The 18,385-nt window shown below is 57.0% G+C and carries 23 protein-coding genes; 14 read left to right on the plus strand and 9 right to left on the minus strand.

Annotation, left to right across the window (positions count from 1 at the left end; translation table 11 throughout):
* Window positions 1-3: 3 nt before the first annotated feature.
* The 3 genes from ACTRWH_RS08260 to ACTRWH_RS08270 form a co-directional block, all read right to left on the minus strand.
* Window positions 4-930 (minus strand): hypothetical protein, encoded by a 927-nt coding sequence (locus tag ACTRWH_RS08260; protein ID WP_007152741.1) that lies wholly within the window; start codon window positions 928-930, stop codon window positions 4-6.
* Window positions 923-1,795 (minus strand): SDR family NAD(P)-dependent oxidoreductase, encoded by an 873-nt coding sequence (locus ACTRWH_RS08265; protein WP_305936622.1) that lies wholly within the window; start codon window positions 1,793-1,795, stop codon window positions 923-925. Before ACTRWH_RS08265 ends, ACTRWH_RS08260 begins: the two co-directional genes overlap by 8 nt.
* A 207-nt stretch (window positions 1,796-2,002) precedes the next feature.
* Entirely contained in the window at window positions 2,003-3,994 is a 1,992-nt protein-coding gene (locus ACTRWH_RS08270) for a hypothetical protein (protein WP_286811900.1), read from the minus strand.
* Window positions 3,995-4,215: 221 nt separating this feature from the next.
* Here ACTRWH_RS08270 and ACTRWH_RS08275 point away from each other — a divergent pair, with 221 nt between their 5' ends.
* From ACTRWH_RS08275 to ACTRWH_RS08330, 12 genes are all read left to right on the plus strand, one after another.
* Window positions 4,216-5,364, plus strand: coding sequence for a mechanosensitive ion channel family protein (locus ACTRWH_RS08275; RefSeq protein ID WP_199480907.1), 1,149 nt, complete (start codon window positions 4,216-4,218; stop codon window positions 5,362-5,364).
* A 182-nt stretch (window positions 5,365-5,546) separates the two neighbouring features.
* Window positions 5,547-5,831 carry a BufA2 family periplasmic bufferin-type metallophore gene (bufA2, locus tag ACTRWH_RS08280; protein ID WP_040474347.1) on the plus strand — a complete coding sequence of 95 codons (285 nt, stop codon included), beginning with the start codon at window positions 5,547-5,549 and terminating at the stop codon, window positions 5,829-5,831.
* 74 nt (window positions 5,832-5,905) lie between these two features.
* Window positions 5,906-6,802, plus strand: a complete 897-nt coding sequence (gene bufB, locus ACTRWH_RS08285; protein ID WP_228209927.1) for an MNIO family bufferin maturase — start codon at window positions 5,906-5,908, stop codon at window positions 6,800-6,802.
* Complete coding sequence (locus ACTRWH_RS08290) at window positions 6,799-7,602, plus strand: HvfC/BufC N-terminal domain-containing protein (protein ID WP_041334115.1); 804 nt, start codon at window positions 6,799-6,801, stop codon at window positions 7,600-7,602. The genes bufB (ACTRWH_RS08285) and ACTRWH_RS08290 overlap by 4 nt, the downstream gene beginning before the upstream one ends.
* Window positions 7,603-7,660: 58 nt before the next feature.
* Window positions 7,661-7,996, plus strand: a complete 336-nt coding sequence (locus ACTRWH_RS08295) for a BufA1 family periplasmic bufferin-type metallophore (protein ID WP_051947014.1) — start codon at window positions 7,661-7,663, stop codon at window positions 7,994-7,996.
* A 2-nt stretch (window positions 7,997-7,998) separates the two neighbouring features.
* A complete protein-coding gene (gene bufB, locus ACTRWH_RS08300; protein ID WP_007152732.1) occupies window positions 7,999-8,838 on the plus strand; it encodes an MNIO family bufferin maturase in 840 nt (279 codons plus the stop codon).
* Window positions 8,831-9,616 (plus strand): HvfC/BufC family peptide modification chaperone, encoded by a 786-nt coding sequence (locus ACTRWH_RS08305; protein WP_462826270.1) that lies wholly within the window; start codon window positions 8,831-8,833, stop codon window positions 9,614-9,616. The genes bufB (ACTRWH_RS08300) and ACTRWH_RS08305 overlap by 8 nt, the downstream gene beginning before the upstream one ends.
* Window positions 9,600-10,115, plus strand: coding sequence for a DoxX family membrane protein (locus ACTRWH_RS08310; RefSeq protein WP_462826271.1), 516 nt, complete (start codon window positions 9,600-9,602; stop codon window positions 10,113-10,115). The genes ACTRWH_RS08305 and ACTRWH_RS08310 overlap by 17 nt, the downstream gene beginning before the upstream one ends.
* 84 nt (window positions 10,116-10,199) lie before the next feature.
* Window positions 10,200-10,355, plus strand: coding sequence for a hypothetical protein (locus ACTRWH_RS08315; RefSeq protein ID WP_007152729.1), 156 nt, complete (start codon window positions 10,200-10,202; stop codon window positions 10,353-10,355).
* Window positions 10,356-10,400: 45 nt separating this feature from the next.
* The gene (locus ACTRWH_RS08320; RefSeq protein WP_462826272.1) at window positions 10,401-11,333 is read left to right on the plus strand and encodes a DUF4124 domain-containing protein; all 933 of its coding nucleotides are present in this window, start codon (window positions 10,401-10,403) and stop codon (window positions 11,331-11,333) included.
* Window positions 11,334-11,384: 51 nt separating this feature from the next.
* Entirely contained in the window at window positions 11,385-11,765 is a 381-nt protein-coding gene (locus ACTRWH_RS08325; RefSeq protein WP_462826273.1) for a DUF6152 family protein, read from the plus strand.
* Window positions 11,766-11,773: 8 nt separating this feature from the next.
* Window positions 11,774-12,259: a hypothetical protein gene (locus ACTRWH_RS08330; protein ID WP_462826274.1), complete on the plus strand. Its 486-nt coding sequence runs from the start codon at window positions 11,774-11,776 to the stop codon at window positions 12,257-12,259.
* 46 nt (window positions 12,260-12,305) lie between these two features.
* On the opposite strand, the gene ACTRWH_RS08335 is transcribed toward ACTRWH_RS08330, so the two are convergent.
* Complete coding sequence (locus tag ACTRWH_RS08335) at window positions 12,306-12,713, minus strand: hypothetical protein (protein ID WP_213480125.1); 408 nt, start codon at window positions 12,711-12,713, stop codon at window positions 12,306-12,308.
* A gap of 151 nt (window positions 12,714-12,864) precedes the next feature.
* Here ACTRWH_RS08335 and ACTRWH_RS08340 point away from each other — a divergent pair, with 151 nt between their 5' ends.
* Window positions 12,865-13,647 carry a helix-turn-helix domain-containing protein gene (locus tag ACTRWH_RS08340; protein ID WP_085679478.1) on the plus strand — a complete coding sequence of 261 codons (783 nt, stop codon included), beginning with the start codon at window positions 12,865-12,867 and terminating at the stop codon, window positions 13,645-13,647.
* Between the two features lie 178 nt (window positions 13,648-13,825).
* Window positions 13,826-14,275 carry a hypothetical protein gene (locus ACTRWH_RS08345; RefSeq protein WP_462826275.1) on the plus strand — a complete coding sequence of 150 codons (450 nt, stop codon included), beginning with the start codon at window positions 13,826-13,828 and terminating at the stop codon, window positions 14,273-14,275.
* Window positions 14,276-14,318: 43 nt separating this feature from the next.
* Here ACTRWH_RS08345 and ACTRWH_RS08350 read toward each other — a convergent pair whose 3' ends face one another.
* The 5 genes from ACTRWH_RS08350 to phnC are packed head-to-tail and all read right to left on the minus strand — an operon-like array spanning window position 14,319 to window position 18,355.
* The gene (locus tag ACTRWH_RS08350; RefSeq protein WP_462826276.1) at window positions 14,319-15,101 is read right to left on the minus strand and encodes a DeoR family transcriptional regulator; all 783 of its coding nucleotides are present in this window, start codon (window positions 15,099-15,101) and stop codon (window positions 14,319-14,321) included.
* Window positions 15,102-15,115: 14 nt separating this feature from the next.
* Window positions 15,116-15,925 (minus strand): HAD-IIB family hydrolase, encoded by an 810-nt coding sequence (locus ACTRWH_RS08355; RefSeq protein WP_085679481.1) that lies wholly within the window; start codon window positions 15,923-15,925, stop codon window positions 15,116-15,118.
* 17 nt (window positions 15,926-15,942) lie between these two features.
* The gene (phnE, locus tag ACTRWH_RS08360; RefSeq protein WP_007152720.1) at window positions 15,943-16,752 is read right to left on the minus strand and encodes a phosphonate ABC transporter, permease protein PhnE; all 810 of its coding nucleotides are present in this window, start codon (window positions 16,750-16,752) and stop codon (window positions 15,943-15,945) included.
* Window positions 16,746-17,564: a phosphonate ABC transporter, permease protein PhnE gene (gene phnE, locus ACTRWH_RS08365; protein WP_085679484.1), complete on the minus strand. Its 819-nt coding sequence runs from the start codon at window positions 17,562-17,564 to the stop codon at window positions 16,746-16,748. Before phnE (ACTRWH_RS08365) ends, phnE (ACTRWH_RS08360) begins: the two co-directional genes overlap by 7 nt.
* Window positions 17,561-18,355, minus strand: coding sequence for a phosphonate ABC transporter ATP-binding protein (phnC, locus tag ACTRWH_RS08370; RefSeq protein ID WP_040474321.1), 795 nt, complete (start codon window positions 18,353-18,355; stop codon window positions 17,561-17,563). Before phnC ends, phnE (ACTRWH_RS08365) begins: the two co-directional genes overlap by 4 nt.
* Between the last annotated feature and the right edge of the window lie 30 nt (window positions 18,356-18,385).

The raw sequence follows: 18,385 nt of genomic DNA on the forward strand, positions 1-18,385 counted from the left end.
GTGTCAGGCCGTCGTCTGGTAGGTGATTTCGCGCACCCAGCTGGGTACAGCGGGGAAGGCGCGCCGGGGGATGGCGTCGGTCACTTTGACCAGGGCGTCGATCGGCTTGTGGTAGAACCGGTTACCCCGATCCACCACGAAACGCCCGTGGTATTTGATGATCTGGAACCAGGGGTTGCGCCGGCCGTCTTCTGAACGGCCACCAATTTTTTCGAATTTCTGCATGGCTGCGTACAGTTTCTCTTCCGGCAGGCCCATTTCGATGATGTTGTCGCGCATCTTGTTCAGCAACGGAAAGTAGGAGGCGATACCGAGGATCAGCCGGGGGTCCATCAACTGGGCCACCATACGCGCCAGTTCCCTGTAGGTTTTTCCATGGCCTTGCATTTCCATCACCGTGAAGCCAACGCCAAGGTGCCGGGACTCGTCGTTGTTGATCAGCTCAAAGGCCTGATGGCAGACGGGGTCGTCCACGGTTTCCAGCAGAAACTTGCAGAGGGCACCATCAAGCGCAATCTCCAGCATGGGGACCACGGTGCCCAGCACGTACACGGGCTGGTCGTCGGCAAAGCGGTCCAGCCACTCGATCACCAGGCGCAGGTTGTTGTTGGGCTCGGGCAGCTCGTTTTCTTCCAGCATGCCCCAGCGCTTCATCAGCGCCATTTCGGCGTTGGCGTGGCGCTGTTCTTCGGCGTGGAAATAGGTGTAGATTTCCCGCAGCGTGTCATCCGGTGCTTTCTTGGCCATGGCTGCGAAAGCGCGGGCACCTACATGTTCGATCCACATCAGGTCGGCCATGAAGGCTTTCAGTTTGGGCCACTGTTCGGCGGTTATCAGCTCGGCTCCCGGTGCGTCCCAATCCACGTCGGACAGTGACCACTGGGAGCTCTTGATCTTCTCCAACATCTTGTCCAGGTCGATTTTAGCCATGGAGTCTACCTCTCGTTGTCTCTTCTTCGGTTACGCTCCCGGTCCTACTGACAAAACGGTTCAGCAAGCCTGTGCCGACGGCGTAGCCGCTTGGCAGCAGTCGTTTCAGGCGCCAGATCAGTTTTGCGTCCAGTTGCGGCATCACATACAGCTGGCCCCGGTCCAGGCCATTGAGGGTGATTCTGGCCACCTGTTCGGCTGACATTCCGAAACGGTCCATCAACCGGTTGAACAGGGCACCGGAATCGCCAGTGATCCGGCCATTGGCGGCAATGTTGGTTTTCACCAGGGTGGGGCAGAGCGCGGTGACCTGAACGTTGGTTTCGGAGAGCTCCGCGGCCAGTGTTTCCGAAACCGCCAGGGCGGCTGCTTTGGTGGCGTTATAGGGCCCCATCAACGGTGCCGCGGAGAAGGCCGCTGTGGAGGCAACATTGATAATGCCGGCGGCTGGCTGGCCCTTCAAAAGCGGCGTGAACACGTGGCAGCCGTGGATAACGCCCCACAGGTTGATGTTGATGGTCCAGGCCCAATCCGCGATTGGGACGTCGCCGATCTTCTGGCCGCCGATACCGATGCCGGCGTTGTTGATCACCAGGTTCAGGGGTTGCGGCAGTAGCTCCTGAGCTTGCTGGGCCAGTGCCTCAACCTGCGCCAGATCGCTAACGTCGCAGGCGACAGCCCAGGCCTCGCCGCCTTCTGCCCGAACCTCCCGGGCGGTCTGCTCAGCCGCTTGCAGGCTGATGTCCGAACAGACGATGAGCCCCTTGCGACGGGCCAGCTCCAATGCGAGGGCTTTGCCGATGCCGCTTCCAGAGCCTGTGATGACAGCCCGTGACTGATGAGTGAGTCTTTGCTTTTGAAACATTGCCGATTCCGCTTATCAAGTTTCAAACAGGGTCGCACGAGACGGCCGAGCTTTTTGGGCCGTATGTGATTCGAGAGAGGACGATTTACTTGCGGACAGTTACCAGATTGCGAACCTGGCCGGCGTTGGAGAGCGTGGTCCAGAGCCTTGGGGAAAGCGTAGGCTGGCGCCTGATGCGGTTCTTGAAAGGTCAGCACATTGCGTTGTCTACCGCCCCGAAGCCCAACTGCCACGGGCCAGGTCCATGGCCCGGTTGACTTCATCGGCAGGGATGTCGCCCGGCTCGCCTTTTTCTATCGGGTCATAGTGGAACACGTACAGTCGGGAGACGAACTCGGCTACCGGTAAGGAGGCTTCGCCGAAGAGTTCACCGTGGCCATGGGTGGAGGTGATGACGCCCTGGCCCCAGTTCTGGCCGCTGTCGTTGTTGGGGTTGAAAAAGTAGACGCGCATGGTCTTGTCGGGGTCCATGGCGAGCCGTTGGATGGTGATGGCGTGCCAGCCGAGAAAGCGCGTGGCGCTGTCGGTCACCGCGATACCGGCCGGCTGTGGATTGATCACGGGAATGTTGCCGTTATAGAACGGGTGATAGGCGGCGTAGAAATCCCGGACAAACCCTTCGAAGTCCTTCAGGCCGCCGGTGAAAACGTCCACGGCGATGCGAAATCCGTGGCCAACGTGGTCGCCGTGAAACTCGGCGTTGACCCATTTGTGGGGATCCTCTCCGCGGCCAATACTGCGCCGCCCCATTTCAAAATAGATACGGTCCAGATGCGGCACGGTCAGCAGGGATACGGCGTCGACATCCACGGGCGGTTCGGTTGCCAGTCCGGCGCCAAGCTCCTTTGAAGAAATGCTGTTGCCTTCGAAGCGCATAACGATCTCATCGTCCCGCGCTGCCCAGGCAAGGATGCGCAGCAGTTCTGCCGGCATGTTGTACGCCCACATGGACAGGGCGCGGGTGGACTGGCAGGTCGGGTAGTTGCCCTGGCCCACGCCCAGTGGCCGCCCCAGCACGTTGAGTACGTCGGCAAGCAAAAAACATTCGGGGGAGTGGCTGCTGCCGAAGACCGTCGCGATCTTCTCGGCTGCGGCGTCACAAAGCGTCATGCGTATCTGGCGCCACAGGGATGGCGCTACCGGTGGCGAGTAAAGAATGCCCCGCTCCAGCATCATGGCCAGGCCGTAAGTGCATTGACTGGTTTCCGGAAACACGGCGTCGTCGATCAGGCGGTGAATCAGTGCAGGGTAGCAGTGGAATGCATCGGCACCGGTGTAGCTCAACCCGAGGGCTGTGGGGATCAGGGCGTTCCAGCGCCCGCGCAGGTAGCGTATGAACACCGGCATGTAGGCCGACACCAGGCCGGTGTTGTGCATGGCCTGGGCAAAGGCGATGGCTTCCTGCATCAGGGCGGCATCGTCCATGTCCGCCAGTCGTTCGGAATAGACTTCAAAACCGGGGTCTTCACGGCAACCTTCAGTGGGGCTGAATACGGCGTTGATCAGTTGCAGGGCGTCGTCGCCGACTTCTCCGCCCAGGGCATCGGGTTTTTCCAGGCAGACGGCAATCTGGGTCACCATGTGTTTGACGCCCTCAACCTGCACCGGGCGCTGCTCCAGAATCCGCCAGACTTCGGCCACCAGGTGCTCCAGCAGGTTATCGTATCCCAGATGCTGGAGCAGGTAGTGATACAGGTTCTGCACGGCATGGCCGAGCTGATCGGGCCGCAGCCGGTCGCTCTCCTGCAGGTCATCACTGACCACCAGGTCCAGGTTCATCGCCATCACCTGGGCGAGGAAATTATGGGCATGTTCCGCCGAGATAGAAGCGTGGACGTAGTCGCCTTTGGTGACCGCCAACAGGCGAACCTGACTCAGGCATTCGACCAGTGTTGCGGTGGGCTCCCCGTGGCGGACCGTACGCGCAGCCAGGGAAGGCACCAGTGTCTGGGGGTAGTCCCAATCGCTGCCACCAAAGAACCCGGCGGATTCAATGGCCGGAACGCGTTCGTAGATTGCGTCCAGCCCTTCGGGGCTGAGCACCAGGGGCCTTGCCGCATCAATTACTTCGAATACGGGCGAAACGCCCTCGATCGCGTTGATTGCAGCAAGGCGGCTAACGGCATCGTCAAATGCATTTACAAGTTCCGTTGGCGCGCGGCTGTTCTGGTTTTCGGTTTCTTTTTTTTGTCTGGCCATACAACCATCCTTGAGCCAACCTCGGACTGTGTCAACCTGGACTGTCGAAAACATCCGTGCCCACCGGTTGGCTGAAGCCAGGAACCTGTTGGTCCACCATTTCGGATAGGATCAATGGCTGATGATTGGTAAACAGGCTGACATTAACCTACATATCATTATGAGCAAGAGATCCGATAAAGTGACGCCCACCCCCACAACAAAAGAAGAGCAGACACCTGATGGCTGAATCCTTTGGTACCGAGCTGGTTGAACAGCTCCAGCGAAATATTGGCGATGCCTTCCTGGCCGTGTCAGGTGAGGATTTGGACTGGGGCGCGCTTGTCGTACAGATGCTTGGCCAGTTGTTGGTCTCTGTAATCTATCTTGGGGTGTTTTTCGGGATCTATCTGGTGGTGACCGGTGCTATCCGGCTGGTCTTGGGCAAGCAGCGGGCCAAAACACCTCTGTTCATTCAGGTGCGAAGCACTCTGCGTTATCTGGCCGGGTTAGGGGCGCTGGTCTTCATTCTTGCACAGTTCGGGACGTCTCCTGAGGTTCTCAAGGCGATGGCGAGGGCGGGCTTTATGGCCCTCGGTTTCTATGTGGCCTGGCTGGTTCTGGCACGCCTGATCAAGGACAGCATGGTGCGCTACAAAATGGATCCTTCGATTCGTCAGCTGGTCGAGAACCTGTTTTCGGTGGTCGTCTCAGCGCTGGCTGTGGTGACGGTGCTCGCCCAGTTCGGTTTCGATGTGGTTTCGATTGTGGCGGGGTTGGGGATCGTCGGTATCGCCGTTGGCTTTGCGGCGCAATCAACCCTCTCCAATTTCATTGCCGGTATCACCCTGCTGATTGAGAGGCCGTTCCGCATTGGTGATTGGGTGACCATCAACGGGCAAGACGGCAAAGTGGTCAAGATTGCCTTGCGCACCACCTGGCTGCGCACCCGGGATAATATCTTCGCGATGATTCCAAACGACAGTGTGGCGTCATCCGACATCATCAATTACAGCGCAGAAGGGGTCACCCGCCTGAATATCCCGGTGGGCATTGCTTACAAAGAATCCGCGAAGGCCGCGAGGGATGTTCTGATGCCGGTTCTGCTGACGCACCCTGAAGTTTTACAGGGTGCTGGTATGGAGCCCCGTGTTCTGCTTAAAAGCCTGGGCGATTCTTCAGTGAACCTTGAAGCCAAGGTGTGGATTACTCCCGATAATCTGGATGTGCAGCCCAGAATCATGGCTGATGTTCTGGAACAGATGAAAGAGGCGCTGGATGCCGCCGGCATTGAGATTCCTTTCCCTCATTTGCAACTGTTTATAGATGATGCAAAAGGGCTCAAGCCGGTTCTGGAGCCCCTCTACAGCAAGAGGGAAGCTAACGGATAACTCCTTGATCCCTCCTCTCTCCCACGACGGGTGACGTGAACCCTGTTATGACAATGGTGACACTCTCGTGATCATTCCGTGATGACCTGGTCGGCCCATGCAGCGCACTATTTGTTCAGGCGGGAAACACATGCTGAATGGTTGCCTGCCGCTCCGAACTCATAGATGAAAAGGAAACAGATATGAACACGATGCTAAACGGTGCCCGCATTGCAGCTCTCGCCGCCGCCTTCGCGACTTCAGGATTGGCCTATGCCGCTGAACCACCTGCCGGCTCCAGCGGTGCGGCGGTCTCCGGCAGCGATAAAGTGCATTGCTACGGGGTGAACTCCTGTAAGGGAACGGCCGACTGCAAAACCACCGAAAATGCCTGTAAAGGACAGAACGCGTGCAAGGCCCAAGGCTTCAAGGGGATGTCAGCAAGCGAATGCCTGTCGGAAGGTGGTGTGATTGGCGATCTGGGCTGAGTAGGCCAGATCAAATGTGTTTGTCCGGAGGCGCGTTCCGGCGCGCCCCGGGTTTTCAACGGGAGATTTAACGGATGATGAATCACTCTGCCAAAGCCAAACCGAATGGGCTGAAGAACAGTCTCCGTGAGCCGTTCCAGGGTTTTGGGCTGGGTTTGCGCCCGCGTCATTACAACAGCTTTCTTGCCCAGCCGCAGGCGGTGGATTGGCTCGAGGTCATCTCCGAAAATTACATGGTCCAGGGCGGAAAACCGCTTGCGATGCTCGACAGGATTCGCGCCGACTACCCAATCGCGATGCATGGTGTGTCGATGTCGATTGGTTCTGTATCTCCCTTAGACCATGGCTATCTGCAGCGCCTGAAAGCGCTTGCGGACCGTGTCCAACCGATGTGGGTTTCTGATCACTTATGTTGGACCGGTGTGCACGGCACGAACCTGCACGATCTTTTTCCCTTACCTTATACCGAAGAAGCCTTGCGACACGTTGCCGCGCGCGTTCGCGAGGTGCAGGAAACGCTTGGGCGCCGTCTGGTGCTGGAAAACGTTTCAAGCTATATCGATTACGCCAGTTCAGAGATGAGCGAGTGGGCGTTTCTGACCGCCCTTGCGGAGGAAGCCGACTGCCTGCTGCTACTTGATGTAAACAACATCTACGTAAGCGGTATGAACCACGGCTTCGACCCGCGTGACTTCATCGACGGCGTACCAGCGCACCGCATCCAGCAGATTCATGTGGCCGGGCACTCAAACCTGGGTGACGTCATCATCGATACCCACGATGCGCCGGTACCCGACGAAGTGTTTGATCTCTACGCCTATGCATGCCGTCGCTTCGGGCCGGTCAGCACGATGATCGAGCGCGACGATTCAATTCCGCCGCTGGAGGACCTGATCGTGGAACTCGACCGGGTGAGGGCCGTGGCAGCTCGTCACACCCCTGTGTGGGATCGAGAGGAGGCATACGCATGACTGATTACGCCCCTCGTTCGTTAGCCGATCTGCAAGCGGGACTGCAAAACTATGTTTTGGGCGATGGTGTTTCGGACGACATTCTTTCCGAGCTGACGGGCGGTGCTTCTGACCAGAGTAAGCGGCGCCTGCATATCTACCATTCTGGCTATCGCTCGCGGATGAACGAGGCGCTCCAGTCTGCTTTTGAGCAGACCTGGGCCTATCTCGGTGACGACGCATTCGACGCAATTTGCACTCGCTACACCGAGACGAATCCATCGCACTCGCCGAATCTGGGCGACCATGGCCGCAACTTCCCACGCTTTTTGCAGCAAGCTTTGTCTTCCGATCCGGAAATCGCCGAGCTGGCAACCATGGACTGGAGGCTCCACAGCGCCTTCGATGCACCGAATGCCGCCATTCTCACCGGTGAGCAATTGGCAAATGTCGGCGAGGCGCAGTGGGCATCGCTGGGATTCGTCTTCCACCCGTCCGTTTCGCTCGCTCAGTTCGAGTGGAACGCACTGGAAATCTGGCATGCGCTGGATCAGAAACAGACGCCGCCCGTCGCCGAAAAGCTGAACGAGCCGGTAGGGCACCTGTTCTGGCGCAGCGACCAGCGAAGCTACTTTCGCACACTTGAGTCGGATGAGTATGCCGCACTTAAGGGCCTGCTTGAGGGGCTTGGTTTTGCACAAGTGTGTGAGCAACTCGCAGAAGGCTATCCGAATACCAGTATTGACGCGTCGATTGGCACCTGGCTGGCGCGTTGGCTGGCGGATGGGCTGTTGTCGGAGGTCAAGCCGGGGCCTGTTTGAGTGACACCGAAACCCTTATCGGCGTGCTTTGGCCGACCGTAAAATTCAGGAGTCTGACATGTCCAAATCCAAAATCTCACAGTCCGAGATCACCGAAACCAACACCACCCGCACCATGACCGCTGCTGCCATGGCACTCGCCCTGGGTTCTGCGATCTCCATCGCTGCCGTTCCGGACGTTGCCCACGCGGAGGGCATGGAAAAGTGCTATGGAGTTTCGCTCGCCGGTAAGAACGACTGCGCCGCCGGGCCGGGCACTACCTGTGCGGGCACGTCCACTATCGATTATCAAGGGAATGCCTGGACGCTGGTTCCGAAAGGCACTTGCGAGGAGACCGCATCCCCGACTTCACCCACAGGCTTCGGACAACTCGAAGCCTTCGAGGAGAAGTAGCAATGCTGCCCTCACGGGCAGGCTTGGGCCTGAAACCAGAGCACTTTCGGAACATTCTGGAATCGGGCCCAGACATTGGTTTCTTTGAGGTTCATGCCGAGAACTACATGGTTCCGGGTGGCCCTATGCACCATTATCTGGGGAAAATTCGTGAGCACTACCCGTTGTCATTGCATGGGGTAGGGCTCTCGATCGGAGCCGACGCTCCCCTGGACAAAACACATCTTGATGCGCTGGCGGTGCTGATTGACCGTTATGCGCCGCAGGTTTTTTCTGAGCACCTGGCCTGGTCGAGTCATGGTGACTTCTTTCTCAATGATCTGTTGCCGCTGCCATACACGGCCACCACCCTGAACCGTGTGTGTGACCACATCGATCAGGTGCAGACGCATCTGGGTTGCCGCATGTTGCTGGAGAACCCGGCGACCTATCTGGAGTTCTCGACCTCGACCCTGTCGGAGACCGACTTCATCAGCGAAGTAATACGCCGCACGGGCTGTGGCCTACTGCTCGACGTCAACAACGCTTATGTTTCGTGCATCAACCATCACCGCGAGCCCGGGGCTTATATCCGTGCATTACCGCTTGACCGGGCGGAGCAGATTCACCTTGGTGGTTTTGCCTCCCAGGCCGATGCCAACGGCGACCCGCTGCTTATAGACAGCCATAGCGCACCCGTTGCGCAAGACGTGTGGGCACTCTATACCGAAGTACTTGAGCAAATGGGGCCGACTGCCACGCTGATCGAACGCGATAACGACATTCCACCATTTGACGTTTTGCTGGCCGAGGTCAATCTCGCCGACTCGTACCTTGTTGAAGCAGGAGGCCAACGTGAGTGAGCAGACAGTATTCGCCAGCGCATTGCTTGATCCGGCGCAACCCTGCCCGGACGGGTTACGGGCGTGGAACGGTTCCGATCCGAACCAGCGCTTTGCGGTGTATCGCAACAACATCGTGGTATCACTGATTGATGCACTCGCTGCCACGTTTCCTGTTTGCCAACAACTGGTTGGCGAAGCCTTCTTCCGCGCCATGGCCAGGGTGTTTGTGGTGGCGCAACCACCGCGTTCGCAAATCCTGACCTTCTACGGGAGCGAATTTCCGGCCTTTATCGACACCTTTAGCCCGGCATCATCAGTACCCTATCTGGCCGACGTGGCCCGGCTCGAAAGACTACGACTCGACGCATTCCATTCTGCCGATGTTGAGCCGCTTGGCACGGAGGACATAACCGGAGTGCTGTCTGCTCCCCATCGGCTACCCGGGCTTCGCATGGATATCCATCCCTCGGTGGCGGTGCTGCAATCACGGTTCGCCGTGCTTTCGCTATGGGCCGCGCACCAGCAGGCAACCCCTGAATTGGCCCGTGTCGAGCCCCTGCAACCAGAATCCGTATTGGTGCTGCGTTCCGGGCTGGAAGTCCAGTGCATCGATATCGCAGAGGCCACCGGCGTTTTTATGGATCGACTGATACAGAAGGAAACGTTGTCGCAGGCTGAACAGGACGCCAAGGCATGCGAGCCCGGTTTTGATCTTGTTGCAGCGCTGACCCTTTTGCTGCGCTGGCAGATCATTACCTCCCTTTACCCCGGAGATGAACATGGAAAACTCGACTGAAACCTCAGCTGGCAAGGGTGTCCTGCCAGGCTTGATCAATCAGGCAACCGCCCTTTTCGGACGCATTCCGGACACCCTGATCGCTATGATCGCCCGCTTTTCGATTGCCGGCGTGTTCTGGAAGTCAGGCCAGACCAAAATTGAAGGGCTGGCCATCGACATTGTCTCCGGTGAGTTCAGCCTGGGGGTACCACGGTTGTCGGACAGCGCGCTCTTTCTGTTCAAGGAGGAGTACAGTCTGCCGTTGATCGCCCCCGAACTGGCGGCCTTGATGGCGGCGTTCGCCGAGCATCTGTTTCCGATTCTGCTCTTGTTGGGACTGGCTACGCGTTTCTCGGCGCTGGCCCTGCTGGTGATGACACTGACCATCCAGATATTCGTCTATCCCGGTGCCTGGCCAACGCACGGGGTATGGGCGGCGGTGCTGCTTTATCTGATGGCTTACGGGCCGGGTTGGTGTTCAATGGACCACTTCATCGCGGCACGTTACCGGCGCTGAAGTGCATCCAAACACTTTTTTCCTATTTCATATATCATGGGTGTTTAGTTGTTGGATAAGCCAACAGTTAACGTGGAGAACACCATGAGCAAGAAGCCCGAGAAAGTGACATTAACCTCTGCCACCATTGAAGAGCAGACGGCAGCTTTTTTAAAGGCTGGTGGGGCCGTTGAGTACGTAGGTAAGGGTAAGAGTGGCCAAGAAACCTCAGCGGGCCCGAAGCAGATTAGCGTGAAATAGTCACCGGGGCAGATCTGGTTCTGAAGCGCAGGGATTAAAGCGTTAATGAAAGTCGTAAACCCAGTCCTTGTTTTTCTACTCTCTATGATCTTTGCAGTCTCTGGTCATGCAAAGATTTATAAATGGGTGGATGAAAACGGGAAGATTCATTTCAGCGATCGGGAAGACCATCGCGTTGAGCAGGAAGTTGTCAACGTGAAGCCTGGCGCGTCGAAATGGTCGCGTTTTGATATCAAGATTAAAGCCGTCGATGTGGAGCTGAGTGAAGAGGAAAATCAGCAGATTGTTGATGGTGTGAACAACGTCTACGAGTTCTTTGACCGTGTGATGTCCTTTGATATGTACAGGACGGTTCCGGTCAATATATTGATGTTCAAGGATAAGGCTGAATACCGGAATTACCTTGTTCGTAGGGACAAAGGTCTGGCGGTTGCTTCATACGGCCTGTATATACCTTCTGAACACCAGATAGTCGTCTATGTGCAGGAAAACAGAAGCCGCACCTTTGAAACGATCAAGCATGAGGTGAGCCACGCGGTTGTCGATACCATCGTTCCTTATGCGCCGCTCTGGTTGAATGAGGGGCTTGCCGAGCAGATGGAAATGCTGGAACGTGATGAATCGGGCCTGTACTTTGAACGTCATCAGGAAAACAGTTGGGTGGTTGCTCAGGCCCGTGAACAGGGCCGTTTAACGGGCATTTCACAGTTTCTGAAATTATCCAGTTATAAGTGGCGCCATTCAGAGCTGTCGGGGCATGGGAGTTTGAGGGCTCAGTCCGGTCAATTCCTGAGTTTCCTGCTCTCCAAACCGACCCGCCGCAACTTCGTGGTGCGGCTGATGCACAACTTTAACCGGGGTGACCGCACTCTCGCATACTACCTGGTGGATGATAATTACATCGGCGGAGTCAGTATGTTGGATTTGGACTGGCGGCGTTGGCTGCACGAACAGGGTAACGACATCATCCGGTTTTAACCGTCGGTCGTTGCTCTTCATCTTTGAAAACCCGCAATGAGAGGACTCACTATGCCTCACGTTCGTTTTACCCACCTGCTCGGTTTTGCGTTTCTTGTTGCTGTTCTCGCTGCCTCTGCCGCTCATGCTCATCACGGTTGGGCCTGGGCCACGGACGAGGAATTTGAAATCACCGGTACCATCCAGTCAATGCGCCTTGGTAATCCCCATGGCGAGGTCACGATAGACGTTGATGGCGAGGCATGGGTTGTGGAAGTCGGCCAACCCTGGCGTAACGACCGTGTCGGGCTCAGTAAAGAGATTTTGAGCGTCGGCCGGGAAATGACCGTGCACGGTCACCGTTCCGCCAGAGAGGGCGAACGGTTGGTCAAGGCCGAGCGGATTGTCATCGATGGGACGAACTACGACTTGTATCCCGGTCGTGATTCCTGAGCCTGGGAATGATTGAGCCGGCGCTGGTCTTTGTTGAAAACCTGGCCTTTGTATCGGCGCTGCGCAATTCCATCCTCGCATACCCGCTGATCAACGCCGGGCATATTCTTGGTGTTGCCCTGCTGATTGGTGGAATTGTGCCGCTGGATTTGCGTTTGATGGGGCTCTGGCGCCGCTACCCTGTGATGGTGTTTGTCGATGTGCTTCGAGTCACCTCCGCGTTTGGTTTGGGGTTAGCGGTGGTCTGTGGTTCGCTTCTATTCGCCACAGCGGCGGTGGACTACGCCGGGTCGATGTTGTTCCGGGTCAAGATGGTGGTTGTCCTGTTGGGAGTGTCGAACGCGTTGCTACTTGCTCGGGTGTTAAAGCGCCGGGATATACGGAGCCTCCCAATGGGTGCTTCCATGCCTTTGCCCTTGAGGGCAGGTGCCTTGATGTCTCTGGTGTTCTGGATGAGTGCGCTGACTCTTGGCAGGCTATTGGGCTACTTCTGAGCAGGCGGGTAGCGACAGGAGTTGCCGCTACCCGGTGTTTCGAAGGCTAGCTGAATGCAGGTTCAAGAGGTTTACTGCCAGCAACCCGTTTCATCCACGCCATGTCCAGTGGAACAAGAATGTTCACTGCGAACAGCACCCAGCCCAACGCCTGCAGGCTGTCCGCAAACCACACCATCAAGGCGAGAGACAGCAGGGCCCAGCTGACATCCACAACCATCATCAGGTTGAAGTATTTCTCCAGCCACCGTGCGTTCATGGCCATAGCAGCCATATCCACGCACCAGAGCAACATCACTATACCCACCACCAGATAGAAGGTTGCACCTGGCCCTCCCGCTAACTGGGCGATCGGCTCTGCGGCCAGGATCAGTGCCAATGCCAGTGGTGTAGAGAGGAAAACATCGCTCAGGACGACCTGTTTTACGCTGAATTGACGGACGAAGTTTTTCATAGGATCACCTCAATCGGGTTTCACAATGTGTTGGACTACGCTACAAAGCATCTACCTGGGCGGTGATGGGCACAATTACCTGTGAGGTAATGGTGCAGCACACCCTTGAGGAAGATAATCGCTGAACACTCGGACATTCACAGGAACTGCGATGAGCGCCTTCGGTACGCTTTTTAGAGAAATGCGGCAGGGTAAACGGTTGAGCCAGATGGATTTCGCCCTGGAATGCGAAGTATCGGCGAAGCACATCAGCTTTCTGGAAACGGGCCGAAGCCAGCCCAGTAAGGGCATGGTTCTGCATTTGGCGCAGATGCTTCAGACGGATCTGGCGGCGACCAACCGCCTGCTGTCTGCGGCGGGTTACAGCCAGGTTTACAGCGATCAGGATTTGAACGCGCCAGGCATGGCGATGATCAAAGAAGCGCTTGATCACCTCTTGCAGGCGCACCTGCCGTACCCGGCGGTTGTCTTTGATCACGAGTACTATTTGGTGATGGCTAACACGGCCATGCAGGCGATGATGGTAAGAATGGTGGAACTGGGTGCTCACTTTCCCGCAAGGCCGAACTTTCTGCTATCGCTGTTGGACAACGAGGGCATGAAACCCTTTGTGGGAGATTGGGGAAACATCGCATGCCACATGCTGCAGCGGGTCTACCATGAGCATCTAGCCGGCCCCTTCCGGGACCAGCCCAACCGATTGCTGGAGCATGCCTTGACTCTGCCCGGTGTTCCACAGAACTGGAAAAGCCACGTGGTGGAACATCTCGACTACCCGGCGATTCCTTTTACCCTGAACCTGGGAGATCAGCAGCTTAGAATCTTTTCGACCATTGCAACGATAGGCACGCCTTTGGATGTCACCGCACAGAACTTGCGGATCGAGCATTTTTTCCCAATGGATGAGCGTAGCAAGGCTTTCTGGCAAAGCTGAAGCGGGCTGCTGCCGGGGAAAAGACTTCCGGGCCGGCGAGGTAGATGCGTTTGGGTCGTGTCATGGGGAATCAACTGGTCATCAAAGGCCGAAAGATACGTGTTTCCTGTTTTATCCTACCGCACCGTCTTTCCAGTGGCATAATTCAGCCTGTTAATAATAACCACGGAGCGACGGCATGTCTCTGGCTGAAAAAATCTGCCTTTCAGCGGCTTTCCTGTTTTTTATGACAGGCCTGCTTACCGGCATTTGGAAATACCGGCATATGGCGCGGAGTGAGGACGCTACCTCGCCGGTATATGTGGATATCGCTCACCGCAGTTCGCTGCTCTACAGCTTTGCGGCGCTGCTGCTGGCGGCGTTCAGCGCTCATAGTGTGCTGGCTGATTGGGTTAACACGACTGCCGCCGTGGCTGCACTGGTGTTTTTCGCCTTTGCAATTGGTACCTATGTGATTCACGGCCTGCTTCAGGATACAGACAACCAATTGCGCCGGCCCCACCGCCTGGGTAAGCGGCAATTGCCGTCCTGGGTGACCGGGTTCTTCATGCTGTTGCTGATCGTCGGGGAAGTCGGCGGGGCGCTCGTTCTGGGTGCAGGCGCAATGCTGAGAATCTGGCAGGGTTAAGTAGGAGATATTCACTGCACCGCCTTGCGAACGTTCGGACTCGTTAAGCTCCAACACACTCGATGATTTCAAGCGACGCAGGCAGGCCTATCTGTTTTCCGGCACTAATGAAGTCGGTGTAGAAGCGATCCACATACTTGAATGAGGCGACTTTACAATGAGAGCTTTGGGACCATTTGCTATGGTTGGCCACCAGCAAGCGTGACCGGGTGTTGGAAATGATGGCCCGGCTGACTTCGGCCTCGCGGATATCAAAATCCATCAGGCCATGCTGTGGGTCCATGCTACCGGTGCTGATGATGCCAAAGTCGGTGATGAAGGAGCTGAAAAATCCGGTCACTTCCGGCCCGACCACATCATGGTGGTTGTGCCGGTATTGCCCACCGGAAACGATGACTTCGATGCCGGAATTACCGGAAAGCGCAGAGGCCACACTAAGGTTGTTGGTCAGGATGCGCAGTGACTGATGATGAATCAGCGCTTTCGCCACCAGTTCGATGGTGCTGCCGACGCCCAGGCTGACGGTGGCGCCTTCAGGAATATCCATTGCAACCCGCTGAGCCATCTGCTGCTTGGTGGCATGATGATGGATCCGCGCGTTTTCAACGGGAGAAACCGTGGCACTGGCCGGTAGGCTGACGCCGCCATAACGACGACGTAGCACACCCTGTTCGCACAGTTTGTTGATGTCTCGGCGAATGGTTTGGGTGGTGACTCCAAAGCGTTGGGCAATGTCTTCAACCTCGACATGCTTCTGCTCGTTCACCCAATCCAGAATGCTTTTTTGCCGATCTTTGGCGCCCATCAGATTAGATACTCGGTCCATTACCCCTGGCTTGATCACACAGGATGTATTTCGGCCTGAGGCAGGTCGGATTCGGTCCGTTGCCTCAGCCAGTTTTCGGCCATCTCCGCGAAGCCCAGCCCGGAACGCTGGCTGACAACGGCGGCCGGCCGATGGGTCATCCCGGGCAGATGCTTGCGAATGTTTGCCACGCCAACACTTAATGGAAAACATCGAAACATGCTTTCATCATTGGGTGCATCGCCGATGAAAACCGCGCGCTGCTGCAACGCCTGACGATCCAGTCCCAACACTTCCTGCCCTACACGCACGGCCATCGTGGACTTGTCAAAATCGCCGAGCCAGACGTTGAGGTGGATCGAGCTTTGCCGAACGTTGAAGCCCCGGCCAACCAGAGCATTATGAAGAACCGCTACTTGCTCTGAGCTTAAAGACTGCTGCTGGTTGTAGTCGACCGCTACATCGACATAGCGGAAGGCCTGGTCGCTGGCGAGTTGTGGCTCGAAGTCCAGATCCAGTGCGGCGACTGCAGTCAGTATGGCCTCTTGGTCGCGCTTATGGCCGGCTGCGTCGTTCCAGTAGTGCCAGCGGACCGTCTGGGGGGCGGTCCGCTCGGCGTAGAAGGCGCCGCCTTCACCAATTACGGCAGTGACCGGCCACGTTCTGATGATCTGGTCGCACCAGCCGGCGCAACCCCCGGTCACCGGAATCACGCGAATACCAGCCGCTGCCAGCCGACAAAGGGCCAGATAGGTTTCTGGCAGCAATTGACCATCGGTGGTCAGGGTATCGTCCACGTCGGTAAACAATACGTCCGCTTGGCCAAAGTTAAAGCTGTTTGTCATGGACTGGGTTTTCCGCGTCAGATAACTTTCTTGCGCAAGGCGCTGGTTAGTGCTTCGCCCAGAATCACCAACACCACAATAGCGAGCAGAATCGTGGCCACCGTCTGCCAGGCAAACAGGTCGATAGACCCTTGCAGCAGCACTCCGATGCCACCGGCGCCCACCAAACCAAGCACGGTGGATTCACGGATGTTGATATCCCAGCGCAGGATGATGATGGCAAAAAAGGCTGGCATTACCTGCGGCACGATCGCGTACAGCACTACTTTCATTTTGCTGGCGCCGGTTGCCTGCATAGCTTCGACGGGGCGGCGATCGATCTCCTCGATAGCCTCGCCCATCAGTTTACCAATGAAACCGATTGACCGGAACATAACCGCCAGAATGCCCGCAAGTACCCCAGGGCCGAAAATGGCGACGAACAGCAGGGCCCAGATGATGGTGTTTACTGAGCGGCTGGACACAAGAATAAACCGACCGAGCCACAGGGTGGCCTTGTTCGGTGTGGTGTTCTGCGCCGCGATATAGGACACCGGCAGGGCAATGAATATCGTGAGCATGGTAGACAGGGTGGCAATGTGTACGGTTTCCAGCATGGCCGCGAAGATGGCATTCCAGGTGCTGAACTCCGGTGGCCACATGCGTGCACCCAGGTTCTGGATCTGGTTGGGGGCGTCCCACACCCAGGGCCAGAAAATGTCGATGTCACGCACCGCCCAGACAATCGCAATCAGGGTTACCAGGTAGATCCCATAGCGGGTCCACTGTTCTTTCCGGTCGTAGCGGGACCAAACACGGTCAGTCAGTTTCGCAGCGTGATCTACCATACTTTTTTCCTCACCCATCCGCTTATGCCTTCGCTGACCAGAATGATGCCAATAATCATCAGCAGAATGGCAAAGGCGAAGTCGTAATCGTAACGTCCGAACGCATTCATCAGTGTGCCGCCAATACCGCCTGCTCCGACAATGCCAACCACCGCGGAAGCGCGCAGGTTGCTGTCGAGCTGGTACATGGATAGCCCAATCTGGCGTGGCATGATCTGCGGAAACACGCCGTAGATCAGCATCTTCAGATATCCTGCGCCGACGGAGCGCATGGCTTCCACCTGGCCCCAGTCGATTTCTTCGATTTCTTCGGCCAACAGTTTGGCCACGAACCCGATGGAATAGAGTGTCAGGGTCAGGATGCCTGCCATGGGGCCAAACCCGACGGCCGCCACAAACAGGATGGCCACGATGACCGGGTGGAAGCTGCGGGAGATAATGATGATAGCGCGCCCCACCAGATAGACTGGCTTCGGAGCCACGTTTTTAGCAGCCATCACCGCAATAGGTATCGACAGAAACACCCCAAGCAGGGTTGCCAGGAATGCAATCTGGAAGCTTTCCTTGAAGCCGGTCCACAAGAGTCCGGCACGCTCAAAGCTGGGAGGAAAGGCTCCACCGAATATTTTGGCGGCTCGGGGCAGGCCCTCGGAAATTCGCGCCCAATCAAAGGGCAGCGTGGAGAAAGCCCAGTAGAGATAGGTCAGGGTAACGGCGATCAAGCCATAGCGGAGCCAGGGGTTGGCTATGAACGGGGGCTTCTTCCAGACCCTGCCCGACGTCATGTCGGTTGCAGTTCTGCCGGTGGTCATACGGTCGCCTCCTGGGTTTGGGCGCCGGCCTCAGCCGCATCCTCGTCCGGGGACTCAATGCCGCCGTAAATGGCATCCAGCGCATCCTGGTTGAAGTCCTTGGGCGAACCGTCAAAAATCATCTGACCGTGACGCATACCCACAATGCGATCCGTGTACATCCGCGCCTGAGTGACGTTGTGGATGTTGATCAGCACCGGCAGCGACATTTCGCTGGCTAGGGTTTGGAGCAGGCTCATGATCTGCTGAGAGGTTTTGGGGTCCAGCGACGCGGTTGGCTCATCCGCCAGCAGAATCTCCGGCTCCTGCATCAGTGCCCGCACTACGGCTACCCGTTGCCGTTCACCCCCGGACAACTGGTCGGCTCGATTGTTGGCGTAGTGGGCGATACCCACGCGCTCCATCAGGTGGAAGGCGCGATCGATATCCGATTGAGGGAAGCGGCGGGTCAGGGCCTGGAACAGTGACACATAGCCCAGACGCCCGGACAGTACGTTCTCCATGACCGTCAAGCGATCAATCAGGTTAAACCCCTGAAAAACCATGCCGATACGCCGGCGGGAATGTCGTAATTCGCTGCCGCGAAGATTGACCAGTTGGTGGCCATTCAACTTGATCGAACCCGATGTGGGCTCAACCAGCCGGTTGATGCAGCGCAGCAGTGTGCTTTTCCCCGCGCCCGAAGCGCCGACGATGGAAACGACGCTGCTGCCGTCAACCTCAAGATCCAGGCCTTTTAGCACCGGCTCATTGTGCCCGTATCGCTTTACCAGGTTGGTAATTTCTAACATGAATTCACTCCGGCCAGAGCTTCCGGCCAT

It is taken from the genome of Marinobacter sp. G5_S1_61_S3, from assembly GCF_054968585.1.

Bases quoted from the DNA above. Each gene is read 5' to 3' on its own strand.
- ACTRWH_RS08295 (WP_051947014.1), top strand. From the start codon at position 7,661: ATGTCCAAATCCAAAATCTCACAGTCCGAGATCACCGAAACCAACACC.
- ACTRWH_RS08325 (WP_462826273.1), top strand. From the start codon at position 11,385: ATGCCTCACGTTCGTTTTACCCACCTGCTCGGTTTTGCGTTTCTTGTT.
- phnE (WP_085679484.1), bottom strand. From the start codon at position 17,564: ATGACCACCGGCAGAACTGCAACCGACATGACGTCGGGCAGGGTCTGG.
- ACTRWH_RS08330 (WP_462826274.1), top strand. From the start codon at position 11,774: ATGATTGAGCCGGCGCTGGTCTTTGTTGAAAACCTGGCCTTTGTATCG.
- ACTRWH_RS08265 (WP_305936622.1), bottom strand. From the start codon at position 1,795: ATGTTTCAAAAGCAAAGACTCACTCATCAGTCACGGGCTGTCATCACA.
- ACTRWH_RS08320 (WP_462826272.1), top strand. From the start codon at position 10,401: ATGAAAGTCGTAAACCCAGTCCTTGTTTTTCTACTCTCTATGATCTTT.
- ACTRWH_RS08350 (WP_462826276.1), bottom strand. From the start codon at position 15,101: ATGGACCGAGTATCTAATCTGATGGGCGCCAAAGATCGGCAAAAAAGC.
- ACTRWH_RS08335 (WP_213480125.1), bottom strand. From the start codon at position 12,713: ATGAAAAACTTCGTCCGTCAATTCAGCGTAAAACAGGTCGTCCTGAGC.
- ACTRWH_RS08340 (WP_085679478.1), top strand. From the start codon at position 12,865: ATGAGCGCCTTCGGTACGCTTTTTAGAGAAATGCGGCAGGGTAAACGG.
- bufA2 (WP_040474347.1), top strand. From the start codon at position 5,547: ATGAACACGATGCTAAACGGTGCCCGCATTGCAGCTCTCGCCGCCGCC.
- bufB (WP_007152732.1), top strand. From the start codon at position 7,999: ATGCTGCCCTCACGGGCAGGCTTGGGCCTGAAACCAGAGCACTTTCGG.
- ACTRWH_RS08345 (WP_462826275.1), top strand. From the start codon at position 13,826: ATGTCTCTGGCTGAAAAAATCTGCCTTTCAGCGGCTTTCCTGTTTTTT.
- ACTRWH_RS08275 (WP_199480907.1), top strand. From the start codon at position 4,216: ATGGCTGAATCCTTTGGTACCGAGCTGGTTGAACAGCTCCAGCGAAAT.
- phnC (WP_040474321.1), bottom strand. From the start codon at position 18,355: ATGTTAGAAATTACCAACCTGGTAAAGCGATACGGGCACAATGAGCCG.
- ACTRWH_RS08260 (WP_007152741.1), bottom strand. From the start codon at position 930: ATGGCTAAAATCGACCTGGACAAGATGTTGGAGAAGATCAAGAGCTCC.
- ACTRWH_RS08290 (WP_041334115.1), top strand. From the start codon at position 6,799: ATGACTGATTACGCCCCTCGTTCGTTAGCCGATCTGCAAGCGGGACTG.
- ACTRWH_RS08270 (WP_286811900.1), bottom strand. From the start codon at position 3,994: ATGGCCAGACAAAAAAAAGAAACCGAAAACCAGAACAGCCGCGCGCCA.
- ACTRWH_RS08315 (WP_007152729.1), top strand. From the start codon at position 10,200: ATGAGCAAGAAGCCCGAGAAAGTGACATTAACCTCTGCCACCATTGAA.
- bufB (WP_228209927.1), top strand. From the start codon at position 5,906: ATGATGAATCACTCTGCCAAAGCCAAACCGAATGGGCTGAAGAACAGT.
- ACTRWH_RS08355 (WP_085679481.1), bottom strand. From the start codon at position 15,925: ATGACAAACAGCTTTAACTTTGGCCAAGCGGACGTATTGTTTACCGAC.
- ACTRWH_RS08310 (WP_462826271.1), top strand. From the start codon at position 9,600: ATGGAAAACTCGACTGAAACCTCAGCTGGCAAGGGTGTCCTGCCAGGC.
- phnE (WP_007152720.1), bottom strand. From the start codon at position 16,752: ATGGTAGATCACGCTGCGAAACTGACTGACCGTGTTTGGTCCCGCTAC.